The organism is Actinomyces sp. MRS3W (assembly GCF_032465695.1).
Classification (GTDB): Bacteria; Actinomycetota; Actinomycetes; order Actinomycetales; family Actinomycetaceae; genus Actinomyces.
Genome location: NZ_JAWDJJ010000288.1, coordinates 1 through 10,812 on the forward strand (window position 1 = coordinate 1; position 10,812 = coordinate 10,812).

General features: G+C 71.0%; 12 protein-coding genes. 9 read left to right on the forward strand and 3 right to left on the reverse strand.

The annotated features are described in order from the left end of the window. From RWX45_RS11045 to RWX45_RS11055, 3 genes are all read left to right on the forward strand, one after another. Window positions 1–1,060: DNA-processing protein DprA (locus RWX45_RS11045; RefSeq protein WP_316023772.1), on the forward strand; the 1,060-nt coding region annotated here is incomplete at its 5' end. A 72-nt stretch (window positions 1,061–1,132) separates the two neighbouring features. Further along, window positions 1,133–1,375, forward strand: coding sequence for a hypothetical protein (locus RWX45_RS11050; protein WP_316023773.1), 243 nt, complete (start codon window positions 1,133–1,135; stop codon window positions 1,373–1,375). Beyond that, entirely contained in the window at window positions 1,372–1,800 is a 429-nt protein-coding gene (locus RWX45_RS11055; RefSeq protein WP_316023774.1) for a type II toxin-antitoxin system VapC family toxin, read from the forward strand. Before RWX45_RS11050 ends, RWX45_RS11055 begins: the two co-directional genes overlap by 4 nt. Before the next feature lie 60 nt (window positions 1,801–1,860). Here the strand turns inward: RWX45_RS11055 and RWX45_RS11060 are convergent, their stop codons facing one another. Further along, a complete protein-coding gene (locus RWX45_RS11060; RefSeq protein WP_316023775.1) occupies window positions 1,861–2,724 on the reverse strand; it encodes an ABC transporter permease subunit in 864 nt (287 codons plus the stop codon). Continuing rightward, on the reverse strand, window positions 2,721–3,638 hold the full coding sequence (locus RWX45_RS11065) for an ABC transporter ATP-binding protein (RefSeq protein ID WP_316023776.1): 918 nt from the start codon (window positions 3,636–3,638) through the stop codon (window positions 2,721–2,723). Before RWX45_RS11065 ends, RWX45_RS11060 begins: the two co-directional genes overlap by 4 nt. Before the next feature lie 124 nt (window positions 3,639–3,762). Here RWX45_RS11065 and RWX45_RS11070 point away from each other — a divergent pair, with 124 nt between their 5' ends. Further along, the gene (locus RWX45_RS11070; RefSeq protein WP_316023777.1) at window positions 3,763–4,755 is read left to right on the forward strand and encodes a tyrosine recombinase XerC; all 993 of its coding nucleotides are present in this window, start codon (window positions 3,763–3,765) and stop codon (window positions 4,753–4,755) included. A gap of 22 nt (window positions 4,756–4,777) precedes the next feature. Here the strand turns inward: RWX45_RS11070 and RWX45_RS11075 are convergent, their stop codons facing one another. Further along, window positions 4,778–5,599, reverse strand: coding sequence for a M23 family metallopeptidase (locus tag RWX45_RS11075; RefSeq protein ID WP_316023778.1), 822 nt, complete (start codon window positions 5,597–5,599; stop codon window positions 4,778–4,780). Between the two features lie 489 nt (window positions 5,600–6,088). Here RWX45_RS11075 and rpsB point away from each other — a divergent pair, with 489 nt between their 5' ends. From rpsB to RWX45_RS11100, 5 genes are all read left to right on the forward strand, one after another. After that, window positions 6,089–6,982, forward strand: coding sequence for a 30S ribosomal protein S2 (gene rpsB, locus RWX45_RS11080; protein ID WP_316023779.1), 894 nt, complete (start codon window positions 6,089–6,091; stop codon window positions 6,980–6,982). 54 nt (window positions 6,983–7,036) lie between these two features. Further along, window positions 7,037–7,876 (forward strand): translation elongation factor Ts, encoded by an 840-nt coding sequence (tsf, locus tag RWX45_RS11085; protein WP_316023780.1) that lies wholly within the window; start codon window positions 7,037–7,039, stop codon window positions 7,874–7,876. A gap of 281 nt (window positions 7,877–8,157) precedes the next feature. Continuing rightward, window positions 8,158–8,910: a UMP kinase gene (gene pyrH / locus RWX45_RS11090; protein WP_316023781.1), complete on the forward strand. Its 753-nt coding sequence runs from the start codon at window positions 8,158–8,160 to the stop codon at window positions 8,908–8,910. A gap of 78 nt (window positions 8,911–8,988) precedes the next feature. Then, window positions 8,989–9,546 (forward strand): ribosome recycling factor, encoded by a 558-nt coding sequence (gene frr, locus RWX45_RS11095; RefSeq protein WP_316023782.1) that lies wholly within the window; start codon window positions 8,989–8,991, stop codon window positions 9,544–9,546. 40 nt (window positions 9,547–9,586) lie between these two features. Next, window positions 9,587–10,516: a phosphatidate cytidylyltransferase gene (locus RWX45_RS11100; RefSeq protein ID WP_316023783.1), complete on the forward strand. Its 930-nt coding sequence runs from the start codon at window positions 9,587–9,589 to the stop codon at window positions 10,514–10,516. Window positions 10,517–10,812: the final 296 nt, after the last annotated feature.

Here is a 10,812-nt window from a genome sequence, read left to right on the forward strand (position 1 = left end):
CGCCAGCGCCGACTGGGCACTCGCCGCCGGCCGCTGGGCACCGCGCCTGCACGGGCTCGACATTCGCCGGGAACTCGACGTCCTGGAACGCCTCGGCGGCAGCCTCGTCATCCCCTCCGACCCGTGGTGGCCGACGGGCCTGAACGACCTGGAGCGACCGCCCCACTGCCTGTGGGTGCGCGGAGACCCCGCCCTGCTGGTCGCCCGGCGGGACGCCGCCGTGCCCGAACACCTGCCGCGGGCCCGCGAGGACCTCGTACCGACGGGGGTGGGTGCGGGCTATGCCCTGTCCCTGGTCGGGGCGCGCGCCGCCACCGAGTACGGCGAGCATGTGGCCGCGGAGATGGCCGGGCAGTTGGCCGAGTGCGGGGTCGTCATCGTCTCCGGTGGGGCCTTCGGCATCGACATTGCCGCCCACCGCGCCGCCATGCGCACCGGCGTCACCGTGTCGGTCTCCGCCGGGGGAGTGGACCGCCTCTACCCGGCCGGCAACGCCGAACTGCTACAGGAGGTGGTCGCCACCGGCGCCCTCGTGGCCGAGGTGCCTCCCGGCTGTCAGCCGGGCCGCCACCGGTTCCTCACCCGCAACCGGCTCATCGCCGCCATGAGCGAGGGCACCGTCGTCGTTGAGGCGGCCTGGCGCTCCGGCGCCCTGGCCACCGCCCGGCACGCCCTGGATCTGGGCAGGCCGCTGGGCGCGGTGCCCGGGCCGGTCACCTCCATGGAGTCGGTCGGCTGCCATCGGCTGCTGCGGCAGGGCGCCACCTGCGTCACCGACGCCAGCGAGGCCCTTGAACTCATCATGCCTGTGGGCACCACCGACCCCGATGCCGCCAAGGCCGCCGACCCGGCCCACGCCGGCTCCGGGCTGCTGGACGGGCTCGATGGCTCCGCAGCCGCCGTGCTGGATGCCCTGCCCGCCCGCGCCGCCGCCGGTGTGGAGAGCATTGTGCGCGCTGCCGGGCTGACCGAGGAGGAGACGATCGCCGCCCTGGGACTACTGGAACTGTCCGGGAAGGTGGAACGGCAAGGCGCCGCCTGGCGCCGCGCTCGCGGCTGAGTGACGCGGTCGAGGCTCCGGGTTGCATCACTGATGCAGACAAGATGGCATCTGTGGTGTTATCTTGGTGGTGTGAGAACCACGGTACGACTCGACCCGGAGGTAGCCGCAGCGGCCGAACGCCTCCGCGAGGAACGCCACATCGGCCTCGGTGAGGCCGTCAACGAACTCGCCCGCGCGGGCCTCACCCAGACGCAGAAGAAGCCCGTGCGCTTCCAGCAGCGCACGGCCGCAGTAGGGCTCAAGGTCGATGTCACCAACATCGCCGACACGCTTGAGTTGCTCGATCACTACGACGCCGAGGAGGCGTCGTGATCGTCGACGCCAATGTCCTGCTCTACGCCGTCGACGAGCGATCACACTTCCACACCGCCGCACGGACATGGCTAGACGAGGCGATGAACGGTGTTGAGCGCGTCGGGCTGCCGTGGGTATCGCTTATGGCATTCCAACGCATCATCACCCATCCCCGAGTAACCGCGAATCCCCTGACCCCGGCTGAGGCGTGGAGCTTCATCACCGACTGGCTCGACGCCGACCAGGCTTGGGTGCCCACACCGGGACGCCGCCACCGCGACATCCTTGGACAACTCCTCATCGGCGGCGACCTGCGCGGAAACCTCACCACCGACGCTCACCTGGCGGCGCTCGCTATCGAGTACGGCACCAGCATCTGCTCCTTCGACAGCGACTTCGCCCGCTTCGACGGCCTCCACTGGATCAACCCCGATCGCCGCTAGCCGTATCGCCCTGTGGCCGCGGCGGACCGGCGCAGCTCGGTGCCGCCGCTGCCGCGTGTCTCAGCCGCCGATGTCCCGGCGGGCCAGTGCTGCGCAGCTGAGGGCGACCAGGGCGGCGCTGAGCCCCCACAACAGGGCCAGCCCGCCCCAGTCGAAGCCGTTGCGCAGCGGCTCATTGCCGAAGGCCCAGTAGTAGGGGGACGCCTTCGCCAGCCAATCCAGTTGCGTTGCGGTCTTCCCAACCGCATCCAGGGCGTAGGCGAGCAGGGCGACGCCGCCGCCCACGCCCAGCGCCCACGAATGGCGCCCGGTGCAGGCGCCGGTGGCGAGCGAGGCTGCGCCGGACACCACCGCCAGGCTCACCCAGGCCAGAGTTACGGCCGCGACGTTGCGGGCGGTCAGTTCCAACTCGGCCGGAGCGTTGAGCAGCGCCAACCCGGCTGCGGTGACCACGCCGAGCACCGCCAGGCGAATGATGAGGGTAGCGGCGCTCTCGGCGGCGTACTGCACCCGGCCCACCGCATGCGCCAGGGTCAGCTCCAGCCTGCCGGTTTCCTCCGCTCCCGCGATGAACCGCGCACCCCACGCGGTGGCGGCGATGGCGGCCAACGCGAAACCCAACAGCCCGAAGAAACTCGCCTGCGTGTAGCCGGCGCCGGTGGTGATCCGGTCAAAACCGAGAACCGCGATGAAATCGGCGGGAAAAGACTCGAGCATCTGCATGAGTTCGGGGCTGCACAGCGACGGGTAGACCGGCAGGTACATGGCCAGCACCGCGACGACGGCTACGGACCAGGCGACCAGTGCCCGGCGGCCGTCCGCCAACTGGCGGCGCAGGATGGGCAGCCGTGAGACCCGGGAGGCGTCGTAACTTGTAGGTCGGTCCGCCCTGCTTGCTTGGCGGGGTGCAGTGGTGGTGTTCATTGCAGGTCTCCGGTTCGCTCGTACAGGTTGAGAATGGACTGCTCCAGGTCCGGTTCCTCGATGATGAGGCTGGTCACCGTGAATCGGGACAGGGCCTTGACGACCGTGTCAACCGGGCCGTGAAGCGCCCCCGAAACGCGCAGGTGATCGCCGGCGGTCGGCTCGATGCGCAGGTCGCGCAGCAGAGCGTCCAGCTGGGCGCGCACCTCCGACTCGGCGGCGCCTGCGAGCACGGCCCGTACCGTGGACACGGCGGTCAGACGCAGGGAGGCGACGTCGCCCTCGGCCACAATGGTGCCGTGAGACAACACGGCGGCCGCGTCGGCGATGTGCTGGATCTCGGTCAGGATGTGGGAGCTGAGCAGCACGGTCTGCCCGGCCTCGCGCGCCTGCGCGACCAGGCCGAGGAACTCGCGCTGCATGAGCGGATCCAGGCCGCTGGTTGGTTCATCCAGGATGAGCAGCTCGGGGCGGTGCATGAACGCCTGGATCAGTCCGAGCTTCTGCCGGTTGCCCTTCGACAGGGTGCGCACCGGGCGGGACAGGTCGATGTCGAGGCGCTCGGCGAGCTCCTCCACGGTGCCCGGCGCCACCGGGCCGGAGATGTCGGCCAGGTGCCGTAGCAGCGCGGCCCCGCTGGTGCGGTCGTTGAGTTGCAGTTCGCCCGGCAGGTAGCCGATACGGCGGCGCAGTTGGGGGCGCGTGGTGGCGGGGGAGTGACCGAGCACCTCAATGCTGCCGCTGGAGGGACGGATCATGCCCAGCAGCATGCGCAGCACCGTGGTCTTGCCGGCGCCGTTGGGGCCGATGAGGCCGTACACACAGCCGCGTTCGATACTCAGGTCGATGCCGCGTACCGCATGCACGGTGCCGAATCGCTTGTGCAGGGTCTGGGTCTGGATGACGGGTGCCATAGCGTCATTTCCGTATGTCGAGCAGGTACGCGGGACACTACCCGAGTGATCGTGGTGGCGGTAGGGGCGATGGCGCGCGGCCGTTGGGCGCGGTGGCGCGGACCGGGGCGCATAGACTGACGGCGTGTCCGATTCCGCCTCGGCGAGCGCCGCATGCGATACGCGCGCGGGGCTGCTTGACGCCTTTTCCCGCTACCTGGATCTGCAGCGGGGACTGTCGGCGCATACGGTGCGCGCCTACCTCGGGGACCTTGCCGACCTGCTGACCTTCCTCGGCGTCGGCGAGCAGGAGGCCGAGCCCGTCGGGCCCGCCCTGGCGAGCCTGGAACTCGCCGACCTGCGCGCCTGGCTGGCAACCATGTCCGCCGACGGCGCCGCCCGCGCCACGCTCGCGCGCCGTGCCGCCGCCTGCCGTGCCTTCTCCACCTGGGCTTTCCGCAACGGTCTGCTGGAGGCCGACGTCGCCGCCCGACTGCGCTCGCCCCGGGCCGACGCCCGCCTTCCCACCGTCCTCACCCCCGCCCAGGCGACCGCCCTGCTCGACGCCGCCGCCGACGCCGTCGCAGCGACCGCCGCCGAGCCGGATGACGGGCATGGCGACCCGGCCCGAGCCCGGGCACTGGCACTGCGCGACCGGGCCGCACTCGAAACCCTGTACGCCACCGGCGTGCGCGTATCCGAATTGTGCGCACTGGACCTGACCGACGTCGACGCTTCACGCCGCACCATGCGGGTGCTGGGCAAGGGCAACCGCGAACGCACCGTCCCCTACGGCGGCCCCGCCGCCAGAGCACTGGAGGACTGGCTCGGTGCGCGCGCGAGCCTGGCCGCCCCCGAGGCCGGAAGCGCACTGTTCCTAGGGGCCCGCGGACGCCGCATCGATCCGCGGGCGGTGCGCGAGATCGTCCACCGTGCCGCGGCGCGCGCCGGCGTGCCCGATCTGGGCCCTCACGGGCTGCGACACTCCGCCGCCACCCATGTGCTCAGCGGGGGAGCGGACCTGCGCAGTGTGCAGGAGCTGCTGGGGCACTCCTCCTTGGCCACTACGCAGCGGTACACGCACGTGTCCGCGGAACGGCTGCGAGCGGTCTACGCTCAGGCCTTCCCCCGCGCCTGAGCCGACGAGTGGCCCGGAACCGTCACGCCAGCGGCTTGAGGCGGATGACGGCCGGCTCCAGCAGGCGCAGCGGGTTGACGTAGGTCTTCGGGCCGGTGCGGGCACCCCAATGGAGCGCATCCGCTCCGTCGGCGCGGTGCCCCGCCACCAGCGTTCCGATCGCCTGGCCGCGAGTGACGACGTCGCCCGCCTCGACACACGGCTCCACCGGCTCGTAGGTGGTGCGGATGCCGTCGGCGTGATCGATGGAGACCACCGGCCGACCAGCCACCATGCCGGCGAAGGCGACGGTCCCCTCGCCGGCCGCCAGCACCTGCGAGCCCGCAGCCAGCGCCAGGTCCACGCCCCGGTGCCCCGCGCCCCAGACCACCGCGGGCGGGTCGAAGTCCGCCAGCACCGTCGTCGCCATGCCTGTGGGCCAGCTATAGCGCACCCGGGTTGTGGTCACCAGCGGCAGTGAGTGCGCGCGCACGTCCGGCCCCGGAGCGGCCATGAACTCCTCCATCGGGTTGAGCGCGGAGTAGCGCGAGGCGGTGCGAACCGTGGGCACTGCGGCGGCAGGTGGGGCGGCCGCACTCGCGGCGATGGGCTCAGGCGCCAGCGCCAGGGCGGCGCAGGCCACCAAGGCGCCGCAGGTCCCCGCCACAAGCCGGGCCCGGCGGCGCCAACCGCGCCCGCGGCCCCGCGCAGGTCGGGCGACGGGCGGAGAGACGGGCGGCCCGGGCGGCGCGGACGATGCGGTGGGCCCGGAGCGTGGGGGATAGATGGATGATGAGACGGTACGTACAGAGGCGTCGTCGTCGAGTCGGGCGGGGGCAGCGGGGGTCTTGAGTGTGGTGCTCATGACAGCAGGGTGCGGCGCTTGGCCGCCGGGCGCATCCGCGGGGACGCCAAGCTGTGGATGGTGGGTGCCGGAGGGTGCGGCGAAGCGCACCTGTGGACGCCAGCAGGCTGCCCCGCTGCCCGTGGCGGGCGCATCCCGGCGCTGTGGTAGCCTCACCTCCGCAGCCCTGCGCGGGTCCGGCGGATTCCGCCTGATCGGTGCGCGGCTGACTTCGCGTGTCCGCGCCCGCTCCGCCTAAGGCGGGGAGGGAACGTCCTTTCGGGCGTCACGGCCGAGGTCCCGCAGCGTGTGATGACGGCGGGCGGCCCTGCGCCGCGGGCACCAGGCCCCATCCCTCCGGCTTCGCCGGTGCGGAGCCGCGCCCCGTCAGTCGGGGCCTCCGGTCAAAGGGGAAGAACCACCCAATCAACCGGGGTGCCCGCGGCCGCGCGGCCGGTGGCGCCCCACAACTGCGCGTCGGCGTTGCCGGACGCGCATGAAAGGACCCTCATGGCGATCGTCACCATGCGCCAGCTGCTCGAGAATGGTGTCCACTTCGGGCACCAGACCCGCCGGTGGAACCCCAAGATGAAGCGATTCATCCTCACCGAGCGCAACGGCATCTACATCATTGACCTGCAGCAGTCCATCGACGGCATCAACACCGCCTACGACTTCATCAAGGAGACCGTCGCCCGCGGCGGCAACATCCTGTTCGTCGGCACCAAGAAGCAGGCGCAGTCCGCCGTCGCCGAGCAGGCGCAGCGCGTCGGCATGCCGTACGTCAACCAGCGCTGGCTGGGCGGCATGCTCACCAACTTCGCCACCGTGCGCGGCCGCCTGGACCGCATGAAGGAGCTCGAGCAGATCGACTTCGACGACGTGGCCGGCTCCGGCCGCACCAAGAAGGAACTGCTCATGATGCGCCGCGAGAAGGACAAGCTCGTCAAGACCCTCGGCGGTATCCGCGACATGAACAAGCTGCCCGCCGCCGTCTGGGTGGTGGACACCAAGAAGGAGCACCTGGCCATCTCCGAGGCGCAGAAGCTGGGCATCCCTGTCGTCGCCGTCCTCGACACCAACTGCGACCCCGACGAGGTCACCTACGCCGTCCCCGGCAACGACGACGCCATCCGCTCCGTCAGCCTGCTCACCCGCATTGTGGCCGACGCCGCCGCCGAGGGCCTGGTGGCCCGCTCCGCCGGCCGCGCCCGCACCGGTGAAGAGGCCGAGGTCCCCGCCGAGGCCGAGCCGCTGCCCGAGTGGGAGGCCGAGCTGCTGGCTGGCGCCGAGAGCACCGACGCCGCCGCGGCTACCGAGGCTGCGCCTGCTGAGGCCACCGCTGAGGAGTCGGCTCCGGTCGAGGCCGTCGCTGAGGCCGCCGCGCCCGCCGAGCAGGCCTGAGCGCGCCGCTGCTCCAACTCATTGATCTTCCTTCAGCAATTCCAGGAGATACCTATGCCCAACTACACCACCGCTGACATCAAGGCGCTGCGCGAGAAGACCGGCGCCGGCATGCTCGACGTCAAGAAGGCGCTCGACGAGGCGAACGGCGACACCGAGAAGGCCATTGAGATCATCCGCGTCAAGGGCCTCAAGGGCATCGCCAAGCGCGAGGGCCGTTCCGCCTCCGCCGGCCTCATTGCCGCCAAGGTCGTCGACGCCGGCGACTCCCAGGTGGGTGTCCTCGTCGAGATCAACGCCGAGACCGACTTCGTCGCCAAGAACGAGAAGTTCCTCGAGTTCGCCGACAAGGTCCTCACCGCCGCCATCGACTCCGGCGCCGAGACCGCTGAGGCCCTGGCCGAGGTCGCCGTCGACGGCTCCACGGTCAAGGAGCTGACCGACTCCATGCAGGCCGTCATCGGCGAGAAGATCGTCGTGCGCCGCGTGGGCCGCCTGTCCGCCCCGCAGGTCGAGCTGTACCTGCACCGCACCAACCCCGACCTGCCCGCCCAGGTGGGCGTGCTCGTGGGGACCGACGCCGCGGCTGCCGAGGTGGCTCACGACGTCGCCATGCATGTGGCCGCCTACTCCCCGCTCTACCTCGATCGCGACTCCGTGCCGGCCGAGACGGTTGAGAAGGAGCGTGCCATCGCCGAGGAGACCACCCGCGCCGAGGGCAAGCCCGAGAAGGCCATCCCCAAGATCGTCGAGGGCCGTATGAACGGCTTCTACAAGGAGAACTGCCTGGTGGACCAGGCCTACGCCAAGGACCCCAAGACCACGGTCGGCAAGGTCATCGCGGCCACCGGCGGCAACCTCACCGGCTTCGTCCGCTTCCGCGTCGGCGCCTGATATAGCGCGCAACGCAATCACCGGGGTCCCCGCTGGCGAGAGCCGACGGGGACCCCGCGATGTATCCCCCGCAGAATCCCGACCACCCCGGCAATCTCGACCGGGCATTCAGGACACGAGGACCTCGACGAGCTCAAGCCAACCGATGGCAGACGGTCCAAGCAGAGCGGATGCCGCTACCGGCTTCGGCCGGTTCCGGCGGCGGGGAGGGCGCCCGGCACGGTAGGCTGTGCCCTGCGCCCGCACCAGGCCGGCCAGACACCCCCCAGGAGGTACCACGCATGAGTGAGTCCCCGGCTCATGACGACCGTATCGCCCACGGCGAGCATCCTCGACGTGTCCTGCTCAAGCTCTCCGGCGAGGTCTTCGGCGGTGGCTCGGTAGGCCTTGATCCCGAGGTCGTCTCCGACGCCGCCCGGCAGATCGCCGTCGCCATCCAGCAGGGCGTGCAGGTCGCTGTGGTGGTCGGCGGCGGCAACTTCTTCCGCGGCGCCGAACTGTCCGCCCACGGCATGGACCGCGCCCGCGCCGACTACATGGGCATGCTGGGCACCGTCATGAACGCCCTCGCCCTGCAGGACTTCATCGAGAAGGCCGGAGTGCCCGCCCGCGTCCAGTCCGCTATCACCATGACCCAGGTGGCCGAGCCCTACATCCCGCTGCGCGCCATCCGCCACATGGAAAAGGGCCGCGCCGTCGTCTTCGGGGCCGGTGCCGGCATGCCCTACTTCTCCACCGACACCGTCGCCGCCCAGCGTGCCCTGGAAACCCACTGCGACGAGCTGCTGGTTGGCAAGAACGGCGTCGACGGCGTTTACACCGCCGACCCGCGCAAGGACCCGGACGCTGTCAAGCTCGACCATCTCACCTACGCACGCGCCCTGGCCGACGGCCTCCAGGTCGCCGACGCCTCCGCCTTCGCCCTGGCCCGCGACAACGAGCTGACCATGCGCGTGTTCGGTATGGGACAGCCCGGCAATATCACCCGGGCCCTGCTCGGAGAGGACATCGGCACCCTGGTCACCCGCGACTGAGCACACCGGCAGCGCCCGCCGGCGGCGCGATCGGCAACGGTTCAACCTCTACACATCCACAACGAAGGAACACCCACCATGATCGACGACGTCATGCTCGATGCCGAGGACAAGATGGACAAGGCCCTCGAGGCCGGCAAGCATGAGCTCGCCGCCATCCGCACCGGCCGCGCCAACCCGGCCATGTTCAACGGCATCATGGTCGACTACTACGGGGCCCCCACGCCCCTGCAGCAGCTCGCCTCCATCACCATCCCCGAGGCCCGCTCCGTCATCGTCAGCCCCTTCGACCGCGGCGCCATGAAGGAGATCACCACCGCGATCCGCGAATCCGACCTGGGCGTCAACCCGACCGACGACGGCACCATCATCCGCGTCACCCTGCCGGTCCTCACCGAGGAGCGCCGCCGGGACTACGTCAAGCTCGCCCGCTCCCGGGCCGAGGAGTCCCGGGTGCAGGTCCGCGGCGTGCGCGCCAAGGCCAAGAAGGAGCTCGAGGCCATCAAGCGTGATGGCGAAGCCGGTGAGGACGACGTCAAGCGCGCCGAGGGCGAGCTGGATGCGCTCACCAAGCGCTATGTCGAGCAGGTCGACGCCGCCCTGGCCGCCAAGGAGTCCGAGCTCCTCGAGGTCTGACCCACACCGCACCACCACCTCACCGCCGACCGTGAGCATTCTGTCGACCCTGCTCACCCCGCCGCCGACGCGCAACCGCGCCCCCCTGCCCGCCACCGGGCGGGCAGGACGCAACCTGCCCGCCGCGGTCGGGGTCGCTGTCCTCCTCATCGGGGTGATCCTGGCGTCGCTCGTGTTCAACAAGGTCATCTTCGTAGGCGTCGTCGTCGTCGCCGTGTGCGGCGCCCTATGGGAGCTGGCCGGCGCTTTCGCCCGCAAGGGCATCCGGCTGCCGCTCGCCCCCCTCTGGCTCGGCACCCTCGGGGTGGCGGTATGCGCCTGGAAGGTGGGGGCGGAGGCAGCCCTGGGCGCCTACATCGCTACCGCCGGCGCCTGCGTACTGTGGTGCTTCTTCGACCAGGCCGAGGCGGAGTCCGGCACGGTTATGGAGGAGGCGGGGCACGACGTGCTGCGCACCGAGGCCCACGACGCCGTGCGCCGCTCCCGCTCCGTCAACGCCTCCGCCTCCGTATTCGCCGCCACCTACCTGCCCTTCCTAGCGAGCTTCGCGGTCCTACTCGCCGCCCAGCCGCAGGGCGTCGGCAAGGTACTCATGCTCATCGCCCTGCCGGTGGCCAACGACACCGGCGGCTGGCTCGCTGGCATCACCTTCGGCAAACACCCCCTGGCCCCGAGCGTGTCGCCCAAGAAGTCCTGGGAGGGGCTGGTCGGCTCACTCATCGCCGCCGTCGGCGTTGGCATGCTGTGCCTGTGGACGCTTGAGGGACCGCTTTGGGCCGGCGCGGTACTCGGAGCCACGGTCGTGTGCGTCTCCACCCTGGGCGACCTGGGGGAGTCCCTGCTCAAACGCGACCTCGGCCTGAAGGACATGGGCACGCTCCTGCCCGGACACGGCGGTCTCATGGACCGTCTCGACTCCATCCTCGTGGCCGCCCCCGTCGTCTACGTATTCAGCCTGCTGGCCGGGTGAGCACGCCATGTTCCCCGTCCCGCCGTGGCGCCGCCCGCCGCGAACTGTGACTCACGCCGTGGCACGCGCCCGCCAGCGCGAGTACCCTGCCCTGTCGGTCGCCCGTGGCGGCACACATCTTTCAGGGAGAGGACTCGGCCACCAGTGAGCTTGGCACACGACGCATCCGGCACCCCCGGTCGGCGCGCCCTGGGGGCGCAGCCGGTCGCACTGCGCCGCCGTCCCGACGCCGGTCGCGTCCAGGTGCTGCCCACCGACCAGCCGCCGGAGGGCGCCACCAGCCCCGACGCCCGCCC